This window comes from Celeribacter persicus, from assembly GCF_003050785.1.
Taxonomy (GTDB): Bacteria; Pseudomonadota; Alphaproteobacteria; order Rhodobacterales; family Rhodobacteraceae; genus Celeribacter; species Celeribacter persicus.
This window is the reverse complement of record NZ_QAOH01000015.1, coordinates 44,226-66,670: the sequence shown is the minus strand read 5'-3', so window position 1 is coordinate 66,670 and position 22,445 is coordinate 44,226. Positions and strand designations below refer to the sequence as shown.

Genomic DNA, 22,445 nt, shown 5'->3' with positions numbered 1-22,445 from the left:
TGAGTTACCTTTTTCGAGGGGTTGAGGGGATAGACCCGAAAAGACGGATCAGTTGACGCGAACGCGATAGGTATTGAGGGCGGTTTCGCCCGCTTCGAGCCCCTCGCTCAGAGACCAGCGCACAGCACGGATCTCTTCGATGGGGAGCTCTTCTTCGCGCAGGGTGCCATCTGGATCGACAACTTTGCGCATCGCTGGAAGGGTGGACCATTCCAACCCTTCCAGTTCGGGATCGAGATCCGCCTGGACCTCGAAGACGGCAGGCACGGAGGTGCTTTGACCGTCGGTGGTGAGGGACACGCCCTCAGGCACAGGGGCGGCAATGATGAGCCCCTGCATTTCGGTGTCCGTTTTGTTCTCGTGCGACAGGGTGTAATGGATCACTTCGCCAGGCTCGACTTCGGCGCGTTCGATCAACGCCTCGGTGCCATCCTGAGCGGTTTCGACAATGAGAAAGGACAGGTGACTTTCGAGCGCGTCGGCGGCCAGAGGCGCAGCCGACAGGCTCAGCGTGAGCCCTGCAACAACGGGGGCGACAATATGGGTCAGATTGAGGGTCATGGGCGACATTCCCTTTGGGCCGGATATCCGGCGATTGCGCATCAGCCCGCAGGGTGCGAGCGGTGATGCAGCCATCATTGCGGGAAGGCGCGGCCAGTGCATTGGCGCACAGGGCTAAGAAAAACGTCGGGAGGGCAGGGGGCTATCCGTCGGGATAGAGATGCCTGTCAGGGGGGATAGGGCACGCACATCCGATGCGCCAATCCTTTGAGCTAAAAGAAAAACGCACCTGCCGGGGCAGGTGCGCATCGAACGGGTCAGGCGGGTGTGGTCGGGTTCAGACGAATCCGGCGTCCCGGGCAATCATCGCCGCATCGGTGCGGTTTTTCGCATCGAGCTTGCGGCACAGGGTTTTGACATGCAGCTTGATCGTCACCTCCTGAAGATCGAGGTCTCGGGCAATTTCCTTGTTCGACTTGGCCGCCATGAGACCCCGCAGAACCTGCTTTTCACGCTCCGACAGATCGCGTTCGAAATCGGTTTCTTCCGGATCGTCCTTGCCGGACATGAAACTTACAGGTGCGTAGACTTCTCCGGCGGCCATGAAACGCACGGCGTTGACCAACGATTTCGCGGGCAGCGTTTTTGGCAGAAACCCGGCCGCGCCGGCTTCGAGCGCCTGTTCCGCGATCAGACGCGTGGCTGTGCCGGAAATGATCCCCACGGGTTTGCCCCCATTGGCAGCGAGGGCCTTGTCCAGCCCCTCAAGGCCTTTCATCCCCGGCATGGTGAAGTCCAGCAGGACGAGGTCGAAAGGCCCTTCAGAAGTCATCTTCTCAAGCGCTTCTGGCAAATCCTTGGCCGCAAGGGTTTCCGTTTCCCCATCGGCATCGAGAAACATCGCAAGCGTTTCCCGCACCAGATCGTGATCGTCGGCAATCAATATCCTTAATGTCATGTCCTACCCTTTTCATTCATCGTGCTACACATCCGCAAAACCTGCTTACCTTTTGGCAAGCTTTCCTCCCATGTGTGGAAGCATCTGACAACGAACTTTACACGCATTAGGCGAATGCGTCTCATTTATATCCCGAAGTATAGTTGCGCTGTTCTTCTGCGTTCTGGCAAGACGCGAAGGCATTGTCCAATATCCTCCCAGACAGTTCACAACAGCTTTTCGGGAGACCCATATGAAACATCTTTTCGCCACGGCCCTGACCACCGCCATGTTGGTTGCATCGGGCGCATGGGCCGACGACACCATTTTGACCGTCACCAAAGACGGGCAGGACATCGCTCTGACGATGGAAGAAATCAAAGCCATGCCCGTCACCCGTTTCGACACCGCCACACAATGGACCGAAGGTGGCGCGATCACCTTTACCGGTGTATCTCTGGCGGATTTCGTCGCACATTTCGAGGTGAGCGAGGGCATCATGGGTGCCATTGCAATCAATGATTACAAGGTGGAAATCCCGGTTTCCGATGCTGTCGAAGGCGGCCCGATCATCGCCTATGAGATGAACGGCGCAGCCATGTCGCGCCGCGACAAAGGCCCGCTCTGGGTGGTGTACCCGTTCGATGACAATCCCGAATACCAATCTGAAACCCACTACAGTCGTGCGATCTGGCAACTTGACCGCGTGACTTTTGACTGACTTCCCGCTACGCGGGGAACATGCAACAGAGCTTCGATCACTCCATGAAAAACACTTGGCTTTATCGGGGCTGGTTGCTGTCCCTCGTCATTGCATTGGCCATAGGCGGTTTTCTCGCCTTCTCCATCTGGTCCAAGCTGGACGAGATCGAAACCGCACGTCAGGACCAGCGCGGCTGGGCCTATTCACAACTTGAGGTAGAATACCTCAAGCTGATGACAGAGCTTCACCGGATCGAATTCGGTGAAAGCGCCGACTACGACGCTCTGCGCGCGCGTTTCGATGTGTTCTACAGTCGGGTGACACTCGCCAATACGATGCACATCAATGCCGCCGACGATGTGGGCGGCATCACGGAATTGCTCCAAACGCTCGATCGGTTCATTCCCGCGATCGATGGCAATGACGCGGAGCTACGCAACGAGCTGAGCGAATTGTCGGAGACGCTGTACGCCATGCGCGACGTACCGCGCAATGTCGCCATCGCCTCGATCCAGATTCACGCGGACCGTTCGGAGGCGCAGCGCGAACAGGTCAGTTTCTATATCAAGACACTCATTTACGTGCTCGGGTTGGTCGCGTTTTTTCTCATCAGCGCGATCTACGTGCTGGCGCAACGCTCCAAATCCCTGCGTATTGCGACCCATAAAGCGACGGAGAACGAAGCCCGGCTCGACACCATGCTGCGCTCTTCGATCGACGCAGTGCTTATGGTGGACGATCACGGCAAGGTCGTCGACCTGAACGGCTCTGCGGAGACAGTGTTTGCGAAATCGCGGCAAGAGCTGCTTGGCGCATCTCTGCCCGAAACGCTCCTGCCGCACCGGCTCAAAGACACATTCCGGTTTTATCTCCGCAACTTTCGCGAAACCGGCGTTACTTCCATCGCCGACAAGGGCGTGTTGGAATTTGAAATGGTCGACGGCACCGGGCGCGAGTTCCCGGTGGAACTTGCCGCCTCGCTTGTCCAGGGCGAAAACCACAACCTCTTCGTGACCTATATTCGCGACATCACGGAACAAAAGGAAAAAGAGGCGGAGATTCTGCGGATGCGGGACGAGGCCCTGTCCGCCTATCGCGAAAAGTCGCGCTTCTTCGCGATGATGAGCCATGAAATGCGCACGCCGCTCAACGGCATCATCGCAGCGCTGGAATTGCTCGATTCTGACGAGTTGAGCGAGGAACAGCACAAATATCTCAAGGCGGCCATGACCTCCGGCGACATTCTGATGGGACATATCAACGACGTTCTGGCGATCGAGAAGGCCGAGAACGAAGAGGCGCTCATCGTCGAGCCCGTCGATCTCGCTGCAATGACCGCCACGATGATCGGCGCCATGCAACCCTTTGCCGACAGCGCGCAGGTAAGGCTGCACCTCGATCAGACCCGGCTGGATGACCGCAGCGTGCTGACCGATCCGCGTGCCCTGCAACAGATCATGGCCAATCTGTTGAGCAACGCGATCAAGTTTTCTCCGGGCGGGGATGTCACCCTGCGCGCACAATATCAACAGACGGAGGGCCCGGAACCCCGGACGCATCTCCTTCTCGATGTCAGCGACACAGGGAAAGGCATCGCAAAAGAGGATATTTCGCGCATTTTCGAAGATTTCGTCTCCCTCGACAGCCGTTATGAGCGACGTACAGGGGGCACCGGGCTCGGCCTCGGGATCGTGAAACGACAGGTCAAACGCCTGCATGGTGAGATTTCCTGCGACTCAGAGCCGGGGCAGGGCACCGTGTTCCATGTCACCCTGCCTGTGCAGCAAGTCCTCTCCGAACAAAACCGCGACACGACCGAAGACAAGGTTCAGATGCCGCAGGCACAGCTTCGCCTTCTTGTTGTCGACGACAATCCGCTCAACCGTGATCTGCTTCAGGCAATGCTGGAAAAGATGGGGCATCGTGTGATTGTCGGGCAAAACGGGCGCGAGGCTGTCGCCCTCGCCGAAAGCGAAGCCTTCGATGCGATCCTCATGGATATTTCCATGCCGGGCATCAGCGGCATTCAGGCTACCCGGCTGATCCGCTCCGGAGATGGCCCGAACCGCCTGACGCCGATCATCGCCGTCACCGCCCATGCCATGCCAGCCGAACGCGCCGAATTTCTGGCCGCCGGAATGGAGGGCTTTGTCGAAAAACCCGTGCGCCGCGCCACTCTGAGCAAAGCGCTGGCCAGCCACGCCATGCCACGACAAGACACCCGCCCGGCATCAGAAGGGATCGCCCTTGCCACAGAGGCCTCCTCTGTGGAACAGGACATCCTCGACACCGCGCAACTCGCCGAGATTTGCGATCTCCTCGGCAAGGACAAGACACAGGAGCGTGTGGCACGGTTTCTTGAACAAGCCCGTGAACAAATCGACGAAATGACCCGCACACCGGACCTGAGCGCATTGCGTCCTCTGGCCCATGCTCTTGCCGGATCAAGCGGCATAATCGGCGCGGCGAAACTCAGTGGATTGTGCCGGCAGTTACAATCCGCCTGCGATGCGAAAGACGAGGATGGGGTCCAAGCCATCGTCGCCCATTTGCAAGCCGCCTATTCGGAACTGGCCCCGGCCTTTACCGCCCACTTCGCCACATAACCTCTGCTTCGCTATCCGTTAGTATAGCAATCCTGTGCCTTTGCGCGCCTGCATTCCTGCGCCATGGCAAGTAGGGTGAATTCACCCTTCATTCACCTTCGGCAAAGTTCTGATCTGTGAGAACGGCGCCTGGAGGCAGGTCGCTCCCCATGCCCCCCGGGGAGCGGCCGACCTTGCTTGCCGCATGAGACAGCACGCTCCGTCACAAACGTTCGCGTTTACTGGCAGTTTTCCCAGATTTTCAACAGTTGGTTCGGCAGTTCCATCGGCTCGAAGGGTTTCAGAATGATGTCCTGTGCCCCGAGGTCCCTGAGATGACTGAAATCCGCACGCGATGTCTTGGCTGTCACGAAGATGACCGGCACATCCTCATAACCGGCGATTTCGCGGAGCTTCTTCAAGGTCTCCATCCCATCCATGACCGGCATCATGACATCCAGAAGAATCATGTCCGGCACCTGTGCCGGTATGTTTTCAATCGCTTCCACACCGCAATTGAATTGCACCACCTCAAAACCACCGACAAGTTCGAGAGACATACGGGTGATCTCCCGAATGTCTGGATCGTCTTCGACATGCATGATACGATGTAATTCTTTCATGCGCGGACTATATATGTCGTTGGCGCACACACAAGCAAATTTACACTCAAAAAAATTAACCTTTTGGAAACCTTTTGCGGGTAGAATTGAAAAACTATGGCCAAGCACAAATTCTCATTTTTGACACAATTTGACCTAAATTGTCGACAAATCTCCCTCTAGGGTTGTTTCAAATTGAGAGTTCGTTGCACCTTGAGGAACAATCGAGGGCAGGGTGACGGTTTCGCTTTGTTGGAGAAACACATGACACTTTTGGTTGTCGATGACGATCGCAACATTCTGGATCTGATGAGCGCCATCTTGCCGTCTCTCGGGTACGAAGATTTCGTTTGCGCCCAAAGCGGTGAAGAAGCGCTGACCCTGATTCAGGATAACCGGTATCAGTTCTCCACCTTTTTCCTCGACATCCAGATGCCCGGCATGGACGGGATCGAGCTTTGCGGTCGCATTCGCGCCACGCTCGAACACCGCAACACGCCGGTCATCATGCTCACCGCCATGAAAGACAAGGCCCATGTCGACGCGGCCTTCCTCCGCGGCGCCACGGATTACCTTACCAAACCCATCGACACGACCGAGCTGGGCGCAAGGCTGCGCGTTGCACAGCTTCTGTACGCCGAACAGCAGCGGTCTCAGGACGCAACCCGACGCGAACAGATTTTGCGCCTCGGGATGAACAGCGCCGCCGACGCCGAAATGCGTTTCGAGCTGGCCGACCCGATTGCCATCTACGATGTGCCGCGGGTGATCGGCAGTCTGCAACTGGAAAACTATCTCTATCGCCTGTCCCGCATCAAACGGTTCATGTTCGGTGCCATCGGTTTTCAGATCGAAAAACCGGAAAGCCTGTTTGCGCTGACGTCTCCGCTGGAGTTCCATGGCATTCTCACCGATGTTGCCGAAGCGATCTTCGAGGTTTTGCGCAATTACGATGTGATCATCTCCTATGTCGGCAATGGCCAGTATGTCGCCATCTTGCCGCGCACGCTTCAGTTCGAAGAGGAAGAACTCGAACTCAGCCTCTCCATGACGTTGCGGGAGTTCGGTCTGATCGGTGGCGAAACGGTGCCGATGGATATTTCCGTCAAAGTGGGCAAGGCCGTCAGGATGTCGATGTTCGATGCGAACCCGCAAACTCTGATCGCGCGCGCGCTGGCCCAGACCGACTCCAAAGGCCATAGATCTAAAAACACTTTCCTTGTCGCCTGATCCCCTCCAAACTCGGTTGGGGGAACTGTGGTCACTGTAAAGGTCTGGGAGGACGTTTATGCCAGGTAAATCAATCTCAGAATCTGCTATCCATCAAAAAATGGCCGAAGCCCTCGGGCGTACACGGCAGCGTTTCATTGACGACCTGATCGTGAAGCTCTCGGAAATCGAAACCCTGCAAACCCGGATAAACGGTAAAAGAGACGACAAAGACGCGCTGGCGCGTCTTGCCTTTCTGACGCATCGCCTGAACGGCATCGCCGCCACCGTCAACTTTCCTCAGATCGGCGAAAGCGCCGCAGACGTCGAGCAGGCCGTTTCCCGCTTTGACCGCTCCGACAGGCAACTGTCCGAATTGAGCGAACTAATCGACATCCTGCTCGATCTGATGGAAGACGCCATCGTGGATGAGATGTGATCGCGCATCTGGCCCGATAGTGCCTTGTCGTCAAAAGAGAGAGGAATGCCCCTCACCGCGTTGTCAGGAGCGAACATTTGAGGCGCACGGCAAACAGCAGGAGACTTATGCCACAGGCGGCAAGCTGACAGCTCACCTTGATCATGACAAACCCTGAAAGGTGCGGCTCCGGGATCAACGCCATGGCCGCGAGTTGTACCACTGCAACGGTGAGACAAATCCAGATCCCACGCCGGTCGCCAAAGGCCATCAGCGCCGTGGCAATCAGATAGCTGAGCGTAAAGGCAATCGCGGAGAGCGCCGCCAGACGCAGCAGGGGAGCAGCCGCGCGATATTGCGGCCCGACCAACAGATCAGTGAGCCATTCGGGGACCATCGTCGTCGCGCAAAGGACCGCAATGCTCACCGCACCGAACAAAATCCCCACCGGACGGAGGGCCACGATTACCGGCTGACCGGTACGACGCGCGCGGGTGAGATCGGGCAAAAGCACGGTTGCGAGCGAGAAACAGGCAAAGAACTGGATGCGCTGAGACAGCGAAAGCGCGGCGATCAACCCGCCATCTTCGGCGCTCAGAAGGCTACGGGCGAGAAAAATGTCGCCATCGAGCGCGAGCACCTGCGCGAGCTGCAAGAGCGCAAAGGCTGCGCCCCCCAGTCCGAGCGAACGGATCAGGCCGGAAAGCTCAACCGGCTGTGCGGGAGCGGGAAGTTCGCGCCGGACCACCGCCCAGCCCGCGATGATCGACAGGGCAATTGCACCCGCCACACCGGAAAGCCCCAGCCCGAGCTGCCAGGCGAGAAGCGCCCCGATCAGCCGCACCCCCATTTCCAGATTGGCCGAGAGGATGATTGCCCCGGTATGCATCGCACCGAAGGACACCCCGCGCAGAACGCTGAACGCCGCGCCGAAGGGCAGGGCGGCAAAGAGTAAAACCGGGGGCAGGGCGGTCGTTCCGAGCCAAAGCCAGAGCGCAATGGCTGCGAACAGAAAGACAAGGGAAAGAAGGACAAAGACCTGACGGGTGAGCACACTCAACCCGGCCAAAAGCGCGCCTCGCCCACGCGGTTCACAGTCGGATACCAGATGACTCACCGCCATTTGTGCTGCGCCGAAAAGCGACAGGACGGACAGTTTCAGCGTCAGAAGAAAGGCAAGCTGGCCGAAAAGCTCCGGCCCCATCAATCGGCTGAAGATCATGTTGAACCCGAGATTTCCGACATTCACCAGCATCGACGACAGAAAGATCGCTACGGCAGGCGTGACGACCAAAAGGCGCAAAGACAGGCCGGAGCGCAACATCCTTTCCATCGTCAGCGTCTTTGCGACACCGGTACGGGTACGGGCACCAGAACCTCGACCGGAACGGTGACCTGTTTCGGGGCAAAACGCATCCCGAACCGCGACCGCGCGATGAGTTTGAGCATTTCCAACCCGCTTTTCGCAATTGCCCTGGCCGTGACTTTGGACCCCGGCACCTCATCCCATTCCGCCAGCGGGTGTTCGTAGAATGCGTATTTGTGGCGATCGAGGCCGAGATTGTCCTTGAGACGCATGAAGAGTTCGACATCGAACAGCCAGCCAGCCGTGAACGGTTCGGACAGGGCGCGACGCAGCGCGGGCGAGTTGCGCAGCATCTTGGCGCCGCATTGCGAATCCCTGATCGGCAAATCGAGCGCAAGACGCGCCATGAAAGCACACAGCCGCGAGACGATCCTCCGTGACAGACGCCGCTCGATCCGGTGCCCCAGCATCTGACGCCGCGCGCCGAAAACGACATGGGTCTCGCTGAACCGGTCAAAGGCACGGATGAAATCCGGGATCGCCTCCAAAGGCGTTGCGAGATCAGCGTCCCAATAGGCCACGCGTGTCACCCCCTGATCGCAGGCGTAAAGCAGCCCCAACCGCACAGCCTCGGCCTTGCCCGCGTTACGCACCAGATTCAGAACCGTGACCCGTTGCGGCCAGTGGGCGCGAAACGCTTCGAGACGTTCATCCGTCGCGTCCGTGCTCCCGTCATTGACAAAGATGAAGTCGACATCCGGATGACCTGCCATGAAACAGGCGAAGGCTTCGTTATTGAACCGGCGCGCCTCATTGTAGCAGGGCACCACGACAAGCGTGCGCAAGCGCGGGTTGTTCGGCCAGGGGCAGACCGGGGCCGGGATCTCTTGCGACACGGTTTTCGTCAGAGGATGAGAAACGATGGCGTTCATGGCAGCACCTTTGATTTTCGGTTAAACCTTTATTTCAGATGCAACCGTGAAATGCGCGGAAACGGCGGTATAGACCATTGTTTCAAAAGGATATTCACTATGCCTTGGCGGTATTTCTCAGAACAAAGGAAGAGCGGCCTATCCTTTCGGACAGGCCGCTTTCTCCACCGAGGTGAGGGAAACTCAGGCGGAAATCTGGCTCAATTCGGGTCTCTGTCGCCGGGACATACGCAGCATTGCCACATGGAATCGCGCGATCTGTGAGAGCGGGATATCCTGAGAGGCCACGCGGTTCTTTTCGACCAGACGCTGCGCGGCAACGAGATCGCCCAAGGCTTTGCGCATCACCCAGGCCAATTCGACCGGCTTGCCCGGCGTGTAGTTCATGCCGCGCAGACCCTCGTGCTCACAGACATCGACGAAATCCCCGATATTGGGAAAGATCGGCACGGTTTCATAGCTCACCGCCTGATGCAGGACGCCGGAACTGCCGGTCGTGGCATTGTAATCGAACACGCTGAGACGTGCCTGCGAGAAGAAATCCGGCACATCCTCTTCGGCGACATAACCATGAAAGACAACGCCTTCGTCACCCTCTCGCATCCGGGCGACCCGGTCGAGATAACCGGGGGCCGCCGGATGATCCATGCCGCCGATCACCAGTTGGTAATCGGCGAACTCCGGCATCGCGCGCATCAGGTCAAACGCTGCGAGCAGGGTTTCGAGACGTTTATAGGTGCCGAATTTCCCCATGGTAACGATCCGTTTCGGACGCTCGGACAGTTTCGGCAGGGTCCGCGCAGCGGTGTCGAACGTGCCGTGAGGAATGTGATGAACCTCGACGCGGGGATAACGATCATGCAGCATTTCGGCATAGGAGGTGAGCGTCACGGTCATATAATCGGCCGACAGCAAAGCGCGGGTGACAACCGCACCAGCGGAGCGCACGATGGCCTGACGGATCGGCCTTCCTTTGAGCTGGGTGTTGTCGAGGTCGATCCCCGAGACGAGATTGTGCGCAATGACCCCGCTGCGCCAGCCTGCGAGGCGGGCGAGGGCAGGGGTGAGCAGGGCGAGTGCTGCGGGAAGTTCACGATTGCCGAAACTCGCCATCTGGAGATTCCAGAGCACCCCGTCCACCTCCTCGCGATAAAGCGCACGCAGGATCGCGGGACCGGCGGAAAGCCTGTTGAAAGACCAGACACGACAGACGCGGATTTTAGGTCCGAGATCAAGCTCTGGCTCTGAAATCGCAAGCTTTTCGGCGATGACGACGATCTCCTCGACATCCGGGAAAGCGGCCAGTTCGCGGGCGAGGTGAAGCCCGTATTCATTGAGGCTCTGGCGGCCTGGCGGGAAGGCGGAGACAAGAGCGATACGTTGGGGGTTGGGCATGTGGGCAATCCTTCGCGACATAAAGGGCGCCGCATTTCGCGGCCTGATCCCAGTATGTTCTCCGTGTTCTGGGCGCGCTTTCACGCAGAGGATCAAACCAGAGGACATGCGCAGAGGCCGCGCACCCCGACCGGGTCGCCCAACTACCCAGAAGGATAGGGACCTGGGCCAATGGCCCGCGCAGGTAGACCAAGGCGCGAAGGCATTTCCCCCTGCGATCAGACAAAGTGATTCCTGTGTCGCAGACCCCGGGTCGATGCGCACGGGTGCCGCGTCCCTGCCGGTCCCGTGGCTCCGGGGCACTCAAGCAGGGTCAGATCGAGGTGCCTTCCCGTGTTCAAGCCAATGTCGCGGCTCCTGTTGTCAGCTTTGTCTTTCTCCGTCGTCTTCGGCGGGGTGTCTGTCCTGTCTTCGCCTGCACAAGCCGGGGATTTCACCATTGACTGGGGGGCCTTTGATTGGCCTGCGGGTTTTGGCGGACCGCTCGACCGAACGCTTTACGATCAATACGGGTTCGCCGTGGATGTGACGGTCGAAGTGAACGGACCGTTGAGCACCTATGTCAACGGATCGGGACAGACCGTGCAGACGCCGGATGACGACACTATCTTTGGCGGCAATATCGAATCCCTCATCCTTGTGTCCGACGCACCGCAAAACGCAGGTGCAATCGGCGACAGCCGGGTCGTCAACACCGTTTCGGCCAGTTCCGGCGGCGTGGCGGTTCAGGTCGACAATCTGCGGATCGACGTGCTGGACATTGACGCGACCGATAACAATGCGACCTCGGACCGCTGCGACTTTCTCACAGCTTTTGGCGACAACGGCAATCCGGCGCTCACCGCACTCAGCCCTACACCGTCTGTCGTGGTCGGCCCCGGTCCGGGGTCGGGGCTGACAGGGACGATTGCCGCCAACCAGGCGCAGTGCATCTATAATGAGGGTCCGGCAGGCTCACCGACCTCGCCCAATGATTACACGGGCACGGTGCGCGCGACCTTCCCGGACGGCACGTCTTCGGTGACCTTCTGGTATGACGAAAGCATTCAAAACGTGCGCAATTATCCTGTATTCCAAAATTACAACCCCGGCGCGCGCGGCATCGGCATGTTCGCCGAAGTCTATTTCACCGTCGATCAGAGCATCACACTGGCGCGCAACGTCTCTCCCGCCACAGCGATCGAAGGCGACACGCTCACTTATACCTATACCGTGACCAACACAGGCACTCTGCCGTTCAACACCGAGCAGGATGTGGTGATCGAGGACACGCAGCTTGGCACTGTGTCCTGTCCCGCCATCACCGCGCCTGTGGCGCCGGGCGGCACCGTGACCTGTACCACCACCTACACTGTCACGGCGGCGGATGTTCTGACCGGCAATGTCGACAGCACGGCGACTGCCGGGATCGGCACGATCGGAACCGGATTTGTGTCGCGGCTGCAATCGAACAGCTCAAGCACGAATGTGGCCACCAGTGCCGTAGTCTCCCCGAGTCCTCTGACCTGTACCCCGGAAACGATATTCGATCATCCCCGCACCCAGCTTGCCGGCAGCGGCAGCGCATCGGCGCTTCAAGTCGGGGATACGTTCCTCTTTGAGGATGTGGCCACCGATGCGGCGGGCAATTTCATCGACATCGTAACCCGGATCGAGACGATCTCAAACTCAAGTGGCGCAATACTTCAGACCACAGGGATTGAGGCAACGATGACGCCGACGCTCGATTCACACATCATCTACCGGATCAACCTGGTCAAGGACGGCTCCGCCACGACCGCAAATCCGCTGGGCGATCCCATCGACCAAAGCGGGATCAATGGCATCATCGTGCAACAAAACGATGTGGACAGCCTTTATAACGGCCATGATTCCTCCGATGTGGTGGGCTTTCTCGATGGCATGCCCACGATCACCCATTTCAACACTGTGGAAATCACCGGCTTTGCGGCTGGCGGCACGGCGATTGCCATGGACCCGGCCAAGGTGGGCGATCCGACGAACTGGATCGAAGAGCCGAACGAGACACCATGGGACAACTTTGTCACCTATGAATTCCCAACCTTCGCAACAGCGCGCTTTATCCACGGCTTTACCGGAAGCAGCGCCGAATCCGGGTATCGCGGTTCCAACATTCTCTTGTGCCCGATCAACGAGACCTCTGCCGTGGTGCGGGCCGAGGATGACGATTACACTTCTACGCCCGTGAACAACCTCTTGGGCGGCAGCGCGGGCGAGGTCTACACCAACGACACAATCAACGGTCTGACAGCCACGGTCGCCACCGCCGATCTGAGCGTTCTTGTCGAGGCGACGCCGCAGAATATTGGCGATCCAGTGCCCTTCATTGAAACCTCCGGACTCGATGAGGGCCGCGTGGTGGTGCCCGCAGGTGTGCCGGCAGGTGTCTACACGATAGAGTATGAGATGTGCGATGCGCTTAACCCCGGCGATTGTGACCGTGCGAAGGTGACCGTGGCCGTGTTCGACGGCGACGGGGTGGATTTCGGGGATGCGCCTTTGAGCTATCTCATCGCCTCGCATGGGGTGAATGCCACGCAGACCGTCTATCTCGGCACTATTGCCCCCGACGCGGAGCTGATCGCCCAATCGGACTCAACCGCCACCGCCGATGACCTTTTGGACACAGACGACGAAGACGCGGTGACTTTTCCCGTGCTCACACAGGGCATGATTTCAACCCTGGATGTCGCGGTGAGTGGCGACGGCTATCTTCAGGCCTGGATCGACTTTAATGGTGACGGGCTATTTGAAGGGACACTTGGCGAGCGCATTGCCACCGATCTGCGCGATGACGGGACGGGGTTTGACGATGTGGCGGGCGATGGCGTGATCCAGATCGACGTAACCGTGCCGACGGATGCGACGACCGCGACCACCTTCGCGCGGTTCCGCTACAGCTCGGAACTGACCCTCCTGCCGTCCTCTTTTGCCGTCGATGGCGAGGTGGAGGATTATTCTCTGGTGATCGCCGCCGCCGACTTGGTCGACCGGGGCGATGCGCCCGCCTCCTATGGTGATCCGCGCCATATCGTCGTGCCGGAGATTTACCTCGGCGCAGGGCTTCCCGACACGGAGACCACAACCCAGCACACGGTCGGCGCCGATGGCGATGACCTGTCGGGTATCGACGACGAAGATGCCGTGGCGGTCTTCCCCGAGCTTGTGGGCGGCAGCACGGTGCAGCTCACCGTCGTGACCCATGAAACCCTCAGCCTGCAACTCGATCTCGGCCTGCCGGTGACCGAAGGGATCACCAATTTGCAGCTCTGGATCGACTTTGACCAGAACGGGCTGTTCGACACCGCTGAACAGATCGCCGTCGACTACCGCGATGGTGGCACGGGCGACACCGATGGGGTGTTCAACAATCAGATCACCCTCGACATCGCCGTGCCGACGGATGCGGTGAGCGGCGAGACCTATGCCCGCCTGCGCTGGTCCACCACAAGTGGCGTGACCTCCGATCCGTTCAACGGACTCAATGCGGATGGCGAGGTGGAGGATTACCTTGTCACCGTCACCAATCCCGAAGGGCCGCTGGTCTGTGACACCGGGTTCTTCATGGTCTTTGCGCTCAATGGCGATCCGGTTCTCGAAAAGCTTCAGATCACCGGAAGCCCCGGAAGCTACACCTCCGTGCGCACCACCTATCCGCCCGATTTCACCGGCAACTATGTGACGACTGGCTGGGGCTGGAACGAGCTGGACCATTATATCTACGGCGTCTTGCGCGATACGTTCCAGCTGTACCGCGTGACCTATTCCGGCGCGCTGCGTCCGGTGGTGGACATGGCTGGGTTGGGGCTTGGCACTGTGGGCTCGACGCTTGAGATTCTGCCCAATGGGGTGATGGTCTACAACGTACTGAACCAGAGCGGGAAATATCAGCTCGTCGATCTGTCCGATCCGTTCAACCCGGTGAACCTCGGGATTCTCGATGCGGGGGCCTCCGCGCCGAACGGGCTTGATATGACTTACAACCCGCGCGACGGCCTGCTTTATATGGTGGTCAATGGCAATTCGATCTATGCCATGGACCCGAAAGGCGGCACGGCGGGGGCCACGACAACCACACTTGTCTCGGCAAACATCCCTCTGCCCGCAGGGTTCGGCTCGGCCCAGCTCGACTCCGTCTGGATGGATGAACACGGCTTCTTCTACGCCTATGACAACAACTCGAAACAGGTGTTTTACGTCGAAGTCGGCGCAGAGGGCGCACGTCCGGCAAGCTATCAGTTCGAAGCGATCGCCGGCACCGGGTCCGCCCCCATCGGCAACGATGGCGCGTCTTGCCGCAAAGGGTCGTTCTATGCCTCGACCGTTTTTGCCGAGGGGTCCATCTCTGGCACTGTCTTTGAGGATGTGAACGCCGATTCTGTGCTTGACGCGGGCGACAGCGGCCTCGGCGCCGTCACGGTCACGCTTTATAATGATAATGGCACCCCCGCCGACACAGCCGACGACACGCTTGTCGCCACCACGGAAAGCGTGGCGGACGGCACCTATAGCTTTGCAGCTGTTGACGCGACCCAGACCTACCGGATCGAGGTAGACGGCGCGGATGCGGATGTTCCGGCCAACCTCAACCTGACCTCCGCAAACCCGATCACGGGCGTCGTCGTCACCTCGGGCGCCGATACGGGCGATCAGAATTTCGCTTTCACCGATCCCGCGACCCCGGTCTACGATCCCAACGGGCCGCTTGTCTGTTCGGATACATTCTACATGGTCGCGACGGAAACCGCGCAGAACCTACCGGCACTGAGTGAACTGCGCGTCACCGAGTCGGGCGGAACCTATACCCTGTCCCAGACGCTTTTGCCGCCCGATTACACCGGCAACTACCTTGTGACCGGCTGGGGCTATAACGAGCTTGACGGCTATATCTACGGCGTGCGCCAAAGCCCGCGCACATTGATGCGGATCGTCGCCTCTGGCGCGGTGCAAGAGGTGGCGGATATTTCCGGTCTGACGATCGAAAGCCCGGATACCTCCTCCGATATCCTGCCCAACGGAGTCATGGTCTATATGTCCGGCACCAACTTTGGACACTACCAGCTTCTGGATATTTCCGATCCGCTGAATCCTGTGGCGCTTGGGATCCTCGATACCGGGCAAAGTGGCCTCTACGGGCGCGACATTGCCTATAATCCGCGCGATGGCCTGCTCTATTTCATCGACTCGAACCGCAACATCTATGCGATTGATCCGCTCGGCGGCACGCCGGGAGCGACCACGATCACGCTGGTGGGCAATGTGCCTTTGCCGGTCGGGATTTTCTCTATGGACCCCGATTCCGTGTGGTTCGATGGCTCGGGCTATCTCTACCTCTTCGACAACCAATCCCGTCAGGTCTTTGCTGTGGAAGTGGGCGTGGAGGGCAATCGCCCCCTGACCTTCTCCTTTATCGAAGTGGAAGGCACGGTCGCCGATCTGACCTATCAGGGCAATGACGGCGCCTCCTGCCGTGCGCCGGGACCATTCGCCTCGACCCTGTTCGAAGAAGGCACGATCTCCGGCACGCTCTATCAGGATGCGAACGCCAACAGCATCTTTGACACCGGAGAGACGGGCGTCGGCTCTGTCACGGTGACGCTTTATAACGACAATGGCACGCCTGCGGACAGCTCCGACGACACGCTTGTCGCCACCACGGAAAGCGCGGCAGACGGCACCTATAGCTTTGCCACTGTCGATGCGACCCAGACCTACCGGATCGAGGTGGACGGCGCGGATGCGGATATTCCGGCGGGCTATGTTATCAGCACCACGAACCCGCTTACCGGCGTGGTCGTGACCACGGGGGCCGACACTTCCGGGCAGGATTTCGGCTTTGCCGAAGGAGCGCAAACCGCCGATCTGTCCATCGCGATGGAAATCCTGGACACGGGCGCGGTGGTCGTGACGACAGCATCCGAAGGCAATGCACTCGACCTCAAACTGACCGTGACCAATGACGGGGCAGGGGGCGCGACCGGTGTGCTGGTACGTGATCTCATCCCGGACGGGTACAGCTATGTCTCCGACGATGCCGTGAGCCTTGGCGATACATATGATGCCGCAACCGGCATCTGGGATATTGGCGCGATGGCGAATGGCGAGAGCGTCACGCTCACCATTCGTGTCACCATGAATGCGACGGGGGAGCACACCAACACGGCCGAAATCGTCGCAGCAGATCAGGACGACCCGGATAGCGATCCCGGCGTAGGGCATCTGACCGACGATCTGTCGGACGGGATTGCGGATGACGACGAAGCCTCCGCAACTGTTGCGCTTTCGGGCACGGGATCGGTTCTGTCAGGCACCGTGTTCCGCGACAACGGCGCGGGCGGTGGTACGGCCTTCGACGGGCTGATCAATGGAACGGAGAGCGGTGGGGCGGTTGCGCAGGTGGCGATCTATGACAGCACCGGCACGCTGATCGACAGCCCGGAAGTGGCCGCAGACGGCACTTGGTCTTTGACCCTGCCCACGGGTTACACCGGCGCGATCACTGTGACGGTGACGGCAGATGCAGATCACTTGGTGATCTCGGAAACCCCGGCGGTCCTGCCATCGCTGGTCAATACCGATCCGCGCGACGGAAGCCTCACTTTCACCCCGGCGGCGGGCACGGATTATGCTGGAATCGACATCGGTGTGCTGACGCAGGCCGTGCTGCGCGAGGATCAGGCGCGATCCATTTCCGCCGGTCAGATCGCGACGCTGCGCCATGAATATATCGCAGACGCGCCGGGGCTTGTGGACTTCTCGTTGGCCACGATTTCGGAAACGCCCGCAGGCGGCTATTCCGCCGCGCTCTTTGAGGACATGAATTGCGATGGCTCGGCGGATGTGGCGATCACCGGTCCGATTGCGACCGATGCCGCAACGACGATCTGTCTGGTGTTGCGCGTCTCAGCCTCTTCCTCCTTGGGACCAAACGCGAGCTATGTGGTGAAACTCGATGCTACCACGAACTACGGCGCCACCGGCGTGAGCGAGATCGACAGCAATGTGGACCGTCTGACTACAGAGGCCCACACCGGTGCACTGGACCTGTCGAAAACCGTGCGCAACGTGACCAGGGGCGGGGCCGAAGGTGTCCGCAACGGCGGCGCGCCCGGCGATGTTCTGGAATATCGGATCACGGTCTCCAACCCGACCGCCTTGCCCGCGAGCGAGGTGAAACTCTACGACCGCACGCCACCTTATACAGTGCTCGCCGCGCCGATCCCGACGCCTGTCACGCTGGGAGATATGAGTTGCACACTCGCTGTACCTGCGACGAATCCTGTGGGATATAGCGGAGATCTGCGTTGGGATTGCGCTGGCCTGTTCCGACCGGGGGCCGAAGGGACGGTAACCTTTCAAGTCAAAATTGCACCCTGACAGAGCTTATAATCATAGTTTACGCATAGTTACGCACGCTATGCGCGAGTTGCTCTTTCGAAAATGAAAAAAATCGACGTATAAGCAACAATCAGGTTTACTGAAACGTGCGAACAGAGTTGAGGCCGGAGAACAGGATGACGCAAAATGCCCGATAAGAACCGCGTCAAGTCCATGAATTTGTTGATCGAGAGCGCATCCTACGCTGCGATCATCGGCATTTGTGTGCTTATTTATATTGGGGCGCTTCGTACAGCACAAATCGAAGCGGAAGAAAAACAGACCGATATGATGTATCGCGACCAATCGGTCATCGCGACACGCATTCAACAGTCGATCAACAAAAAACTGCTCTTTGCACGCGGACTTGCGGGCGCAGTGTCGCTGTCCCCAAACATCTCGGAGGCAGAATTCTCGGACCTTTGTAGCGTTATAAAAACCGAGGACTCTTCGGTGGTGAACATGGCTTTGATAACAGGCACCACCATCACCCATGTCCACCCTTTCGAAGAAAACAGTATGTTTATCGGGCGCGATCTGGCGGCACGGCCAGAACAGTACGAAGTGTTGCAACTGGTCAAGCGTACCGGCGAAACATTCATTGAGGGGCCGACAAATCTCTTTCAGGGGTATCCGGGGTTTATCGTCCGCGAACCGATTTATCACCGTGGGGGGAGAGAGGGAGCCAACGGGATGATCGGCTTGGCCTCGATCGTTTTCGCAGTCGATCCTTTCTTACAGGAAATCGGCCTGACCGATTTCGACAGCTTCTATAACATTGCGATCAACGTACATACCACGCTCGACAAAGATGCCCTCCTCGTCGGAGATGAGACGATCTTGCAAAAAGCAAGGGCCATCTATGAGATGCCATTTCCCGGCAGCACCTGGACAGTGGCGATGATGCCGAAACGAGCGGCCGGGATCGCTCCGGACGCCCTGAACTTCATCCGTCTGAGCGTGTTGGCCGGTGGTGCGCTTGCGCTAATCTTTGCACGTTATCTTCACTCCCTGAGAAGGCGGAACTGGCGCATCGCCATGCAGTTGCGCGCCGCACTCAATGCCGCCCCTTCCGGCCTCGTGATGTTCGACAAGGATGACAAGCTTGAGCTGTGTAACCGCCGGTATCGCGATCTGCACGGAGCGGCTTCCGATGCGATCGTCGTGGGTGCCTCTTTGGAAAGCATTCTGCGCGCCGGGATCAAGGTCGGCCTGTATAAAGACGCCCTCGGAAACGAAGAGGAATGGGTGTCACGCCAACTCGCGCGCGGGCACCAAAAAAATTCCGGCTTTACTCTGGCTCTGAGCAACGGCACATGGATGCAGCTTCTCGAACACGGAACGCCCGAAGGCGAACGTGTGGCAATCATGAACGACATTACCGAAGTTCAGAACAGCCGTGAACGCGCCAAGCTGGCCGAACAGCGCCTTCACGATGCGATCAATGCGCTGCCCGTTGGGTTCTGGCTGTTCGACAGCGACGACAAACTGATCATGTTCAACACCGTTGCGGGCGAGAAACTCGACGGAGTGAAGCGCAATCTGATGACAGGACGGTCTCTGTCAGACTTGATTTCACGGCGACTTGCGATTTCCGAGGAAGTGCGCCTGAACGGGGTGCGGACAGAGAATGAGACGGAGATTCTGACGGCACTGACCGGAGAGACCTCCGAACTCGAAGTGCGCTACAGCGGGGATCGGTGGTTCAAATATTTCACCCGCCGCACTTCTGAGGGCGGTCTGGTGATGTTCCGGGTGGAAATCACGGATCTGAGGCGCCACCAGCAGGAGCTTGAGACGTCGAACTGCGAATTGCGCGCCGCCCTGCGCAAGCGCGACGCGGCCGAAGCGCGTCTTCAGGACGTGGCCGACCTGAGCTCGGAATGGTTCTGGGAACAGGACGCCGACATGCGCATGACCCATGTCTCGGAAGGGTTCGCCCGGACGATCGGAGCCAATCCGGCAGATTACGTCGGCAAGATGCGCTATGATTTTCTTAAAAACGATCATCGCGATGAAGGTCCGCTTCAGAACCTCTATGCAAAGATGAGGGCGCATGAGCCCTTCCGGGATATCGTCTACAGCTATCACTTCAAGCCCGGCCACCTCAGTTGGATCCGGATCAGCGGCAAGCCGCTTTTCGACGCCGAGGGCGTGTTTACCGGCTACATCGGCATTGCCGAGGACGTGACGAAATTCTACACCGCTCTGCGTGAGGCCGAACAGGCCGACGAAGCTAAAACACAATTCCTCAACGTGATCAGTCACGAGCTGCGCACACCACTGTCGGCGGTGCTGGGCTTTAACAGTTTCATCTCCAATTTCGAGAAGCTGCCCAGCTATGCCGCCCTGCGCGCGGCGTTGAACGAAGGCGATCTCGAAAAGATCGAAGCCGCACAAAAAGGCTTCGAGGCAGATATCGCACGCTTTACCACGCGCATCCAAGCCTCGGGAACGCAACTGAAAGCCCTGATTGACGACATGCTCGATCTCGCACGGATCGAGGCCAACACCATACGCCTGAACCTGGAGAAGGTGGACAGCAAAAAGATCATCGAATCCGTTGTGGATCAGATGCACACACTGGCGGATGAAAAGGGGCTGACGCTTTCCCTTGATCTGGTTGCGGCCGATGTCTATGCCGACGAAACCCGACTGCGGCAGGTTCTGACCAATCTTCTTGGCAACGCCTTCAAATTCACCGACGAAGGACAGGTCGCGATACGCAGCCAGATAAAGGACGATATGGCGATCTTTGAGGTCAGGGACAGCGGTATCGGGATCGCTGAGGACCGTGTGGGTATCATCTTCGACCGTTTCGCTCAGGCCGCTTCGGGAACGAACCGCAAAAATCCGGGGGTCGGGCTCGGTCTTGCCATCTGCAAGGATTTGGTCGCGTTGCAAAACGGCTGGATCAAAGCCGAAAGCGAACCGGGGGTCGGCACCAAGATGACATTCGCGATTCCGCTCTGGACGGCGTCAAATTGAGCTACAACACACGCCCTGGTTGTATGTTTTTGTTTATGAACACATTTTCATCATGAATTAACCATAGCCATGTTTTAATTTACGTACAGTATCACTTATGTCGGGAATATCCTTCCAACAAAGCGTGCTGTAATGCGTAAACTTAAACTGGTGATTTTGAATAGTTCGGATGTAATCGTATGACATGTACACTCAAACACGGCATAAGTGACTATGCCTTCGGGGAAGAGACTGCCTGTTTCGCTCACGCTGGCTCTGACTTTCACCGATCTCTATGGGATGGAATTTCCGACGCCGTGCTTGTGTTCGAGCGCACGATGGAGAAACCGCATTACATGAACGCCGCCACGCGAAACATGTTGGGCGGCGGTTCTTCCATTCAGGCTGCGGTACAACTTTGTGAAGGCGGATTTTTCCATGACCTCATGGCAGAAGGCGCGGCTCTGGACCAAGCCGAGGCCACCGGCAGTGCGACCTTTCGCACCCATCCGGCCTTTGGCGGCAAACGCCTGAACGGGCGCGTGATGTCGACATTGAATGAACAGGGCGAACTCTATTTCGTCGCGATGTTCCATGTCGAAACGGAACAGGAGAGTGCGGAATTCCTGCGCAAGGAAGTGAATTCCGTGATCACCCATGAATTGCGCACCCCGCTGACCAGCATCAAGGGCGCGCTCGATCTGATGAAGTCCGGACTGGTGGGGCCGCTGTCGGACAAGGCGCAGTCGCTTCTCAACATCGCCGGAGCGAACAGCGACCGTATGCTGTCGCTCATCCAGGAAATCCTCGACCTCAACGAAAGCGCACAAGCCGGCCCCAAGCCCGAAAGCGAAGTGATCGGGATCGCTGGCCTGCTTGAAGGGCTCGTTGCAACGCATCAGGGCTATGGCGCATATCATGGCGTGGATGTCAAAATGCGCCCCACCGATGCGGCGCTGCAAATTCGCGCCGTCCCGGCTCAAGTGACGAAAATCCTCTCAAACCTCCTCTCGAACGCGGTGAAAGCCTCCGAGAGGGACCAATCCGTGGATATCTGGGCACAACAGTCGGGTAGCGAAATTGCCATTTTCGTGCGGGATCACGGCGGGGGTATTCCAGCGGAACTGCGCGATACGCTTTTTGAGCGTTACACCAAGGCAAGCTGGGGCAATGACCGGCGTGTCGGGAGTTCCGGGCTTGGGCTCAATATCGTACGCACACTGGTCGAACAGATGGACGGCACAATCTCATTCGAGACGCAAACCGGCGAGGGCACAACATTCCGCATCAATCTGCCCGCATGGTCCTGAACCGGATACTCCGATCTTTACGGCAATGACCTCAGCGGACGCCGCTGTGGCAGCAGGCCACTTGGTTGACACCGTGACGGGTTCACTCTCATGCGGCTCTGCGATTTCCGGTATGCGTCATGTGCTCCTAGATCAGCTTCTGGCTTCTGGGCATGTGCCGATGGTTGGAAAATAAATATTCA

At 58.5% G+C, this 22,445-nt stretch carries 13 protein-coding genes; 7 read left to right on the top strand and 6 right to left on the bottom strand.

Annotated features, from left to right (window positions below; genetic code table 11):
- Positions 1–48: 48 nt before the first annotated feature.
- Positions 49–561, bottom strand: coding sequence for a hypothetical protein (locus C8N42_RS16130; protein ID WP_107817611.1), 513 nt, complete (start codon positions 559–561; stop codon positions 49–51).
- A 277-nt stretch (positions 562–838) separates the two neighbouring features.
- On the bottom strand, positions 839–1,459 hold the full coding sequence (locus tag C8N42_RS16125) for a response regulator transcription factor (RefSeq protein ID WP_107817610.1): 621 nt from the start codon (positions 1,457–1,459) through the stop codon (positions 839–841).
- A 232-nt stretch (positions 1,460–1,691) separates the two neighbouring features.
- Here C8N42_RS16125 and C8N42_RS16120 point away from each other — a divergent pair, with 232 nt between their 5' ends.
- A complete protein-coding gene (locus tag C8N42_RS16120) occupies positions 1,692–2,159 on the top strand; it encodes a putative pterin-binding protein (protein WP_107817609.1) in 468 nt (155 codons plus the stop codon).
- Positions 2,160–2,203: 44 nt separating this feature from the next.
- A complete protein-coding gene (locus C8N42_RS16115; RefSeq protein WP_170109337.1) occupies positions 2,204–4,747 on the top strand; it encodes a hybrid sensor histidine kinase/response regulator in 2,544 nt (847 codons plus the stop codon).
- 218 nt (positions 4,748–4,965) lie between these two features.
- Here C8N42_RS16115 and C8N42_RS16110 read toward each other — a convergent pair whose 3' ends face one another.
- Positions 4,966–5,349, bottom strand: coding sequence for a response regulator (locus tag C8N42_RS16110; RefSeq protein WP_107817607.1), 384 nt, complete (start codon positions 5,347–5,349; stop codon positions 4,966–4,968).
- A gap of 243 nt (positions 5,350–5,592) precedes the next feature.
- Here C8N42_RS16110 and C8N42_RS16105 point away from each other — a divergent pair, with 243 nt between their 5' ends.
- Entirely contained in the window at positions 5,593–6,558 is a 966-nt protein-coding gene (locus C8N42_RS16105; RefSeq protein WP_146168285.1) for a response regulator, read from the top strand.
- A gap of 100 nt (positions 6,559–6,658) precedes the next feature.
- The gene (locus C8N42_RS16100; RefSeq protein ID WP_170109336.1) at positions 6,659–6,976 is read left to right on the top strand and encodes an Hpt domain-containing protein; all 318 of its coding nucleotides are present in this window, start codon (positions 6,659–6,661) and stop codon (positions 6,974–6,976) included.
- A gap of 52 nt (positions 6,977–7,028) precedes the next feature.
- Here the strand turns inward: C8N42_RS16100 and C8N42_RS16095 are convergent, their stop codons facing one another.
- The 3 genes from C8N42_RS16095 to C8N42_RS16085 form a co-directional block, all read right to left on the bottom strand.
- Positions 7,029–8,288 (bottom strand): MATE family efflux transporter, encoded by a 1,260-nt coding sequence (locus C8N42_RS16095; protein WP_107817604.1) that lies wholly within the window; start codon positions 8,286–8,288, stop codon positions 7,029–7,031.
- Between the two features lie 2 nt (positions 8,289–8,290).
- Positions 8,291–9,193, bottom strand: a complete 903-nt coding sequence (locus tag C8N42_RS16090; protein WP_107817603.1) for a glycosyltransferase — start codon at positions 9,191–9,193, stop codon at positions 8,291–8,293.
- Positions 9,194–9,376: 183 nt separating this feature from the next.
- On the bottom strand, positions 9,377–10,588 hold the full coding sequence (locus C8N42_RS16085; protein WP_170109335.1) for a glycosyltransferase: 1,212 nt from the start codon (positions 10,586–10,588) through the stop codon (positions 9,377–9,379).
- A gap of 333 nt (positions 10,589–10,921) precedes the next feature.
- Between C8N42_RS16085 and C8N42_RS16080 the strand changes: the two genes are divergently transcribed.
- The 3 genes from C8N42_RS16080 (at position 10,922) to C8N42_RS16070 (ending at position 22,263) form a co-directional block, all read left to right on the top strand.
- Positions 10,922–17,986, top strand: coding sequence for a GEVED domain-containing protein (locus C8N42_RS16080; RefSeq protein ID WP_146168284.1), 7,065 nt, complete (start codon positions 10,922–10,924; stop codon positions 17,984–17,986).
- Positions 17,987–18,133: 147 nt separating this feature from the next.
- Positions 18,134–20,974 carry a sensor histidine kinase gene (locus C8N42_RS16075; protein WP_107817600.1) on the top strand — a complete coding sequence of 947 codons (2,841 nt, stop codon included), beginning with the start codon at positions 18,134–18,136 and terminating at the stop codon, positions 20,972–20,974.
- A 179-nt stretch (positions 20,975–21,153) separates the two neighbouring features.
- Positions 21,154–22,263 carry a sensor histidine kinase gene (locus C8N42_RS16070; RefSeq protein ID WP_107817599.1) on the top strand — a complete coding sequence of 370 codons (1,110 nt, stop codon included), beginning with the start codon at positions 21,154–21,156 and terminating at the stop codon, positions 22,261–22,263.
- Positions 22,264–22,445: the final 182 nt, after the last annotated feature.

Bases quoted from the DNA above. Each gene is read 5' to 3' on its own strand.
- C8N42_RS16130 (WP_107817611.1), bottom strand. From the start codon at position 561: ATGACCCTCAATCTGACCCATATTGTCGCCCCCGTTGTTGCAGGGCTC.
- C8N42_RS16125 (WP_107817610.1), bottom strand. From the start codon at position 1,459: ATGACATTAAGGATATTGATTGCCGACGATCACGATCTGGTGCGGGAA.
- C8N42_RS16120 (WP_107817609.1), top strand. From the start codon at position 1,692: ATGAAACATCTTTTCGCCACGGCCCTGACCACCGCCATGTTGGTTGCA.
- C8N42_RS16115 (WP_170109337.1), top strand. From the start codon at position 2,204: ATGAAAAACACTTGGCTTTATCGGGGCTGGTTGCTGTCCCTCGTCATT.
- C8N42_RS16110 (WP_107817607.1), bottom strand. From the start codon at position 5,349: ATGAAAGAATTACATCGTATCATGCATGTCGAAGACGATCCAGACATT.
- C8N42_RS16105 (WP_146168285.1), top strand. From the start codon at position 5,593: ATGACACTTTTGGTTGTCGATGACGATCGCAACATTCTGGATCTGATG.
- C8N42_RS16100 (WP_170109336.1), top strand. From the start codon at position 6,659: ATGGCCGAAGCCCTCGGGCGTACACGGCAGCGTTTCATTGACGACCTG.
- C8N42_RS16095 (WP_107817604.1), bottom strand. From the start codon at position 8,288: ATGGAAAGGATGTTGCGCTCCGGCCTGTCTTTGCGCCTTTTGGTCGTC.
- C8N42_RS16090 (WP_107817603.1), bottom strand. From the start codon at position 9,193: ATGAACGCCATCGTTTCTCATCCTCTGACGAAAACCGTGTCGCAAGAG.
- C8N42_RS16085 (WP_170109335.1), bottom strand. From the start codon at position 10,588: ATGCCCAACCCCCAACGTATCGCTCTTGTCTCCGCCTTCCCGCCAGGC.
- C8N42_RS16075 (WP_107817600.1), top strand. From the start codon at position 18,134: ATGCCCGATAAGAACCGCGTCAAGTCCATGAATTTGTTGATCGAGAGC.
- C8N42_RS16070 (WP_107817599.1), top strand. From the start codon at position 21,154: ATGACATGTACACTCAAACACGGCATAAGTGACTATGCCTTCGGGGAA.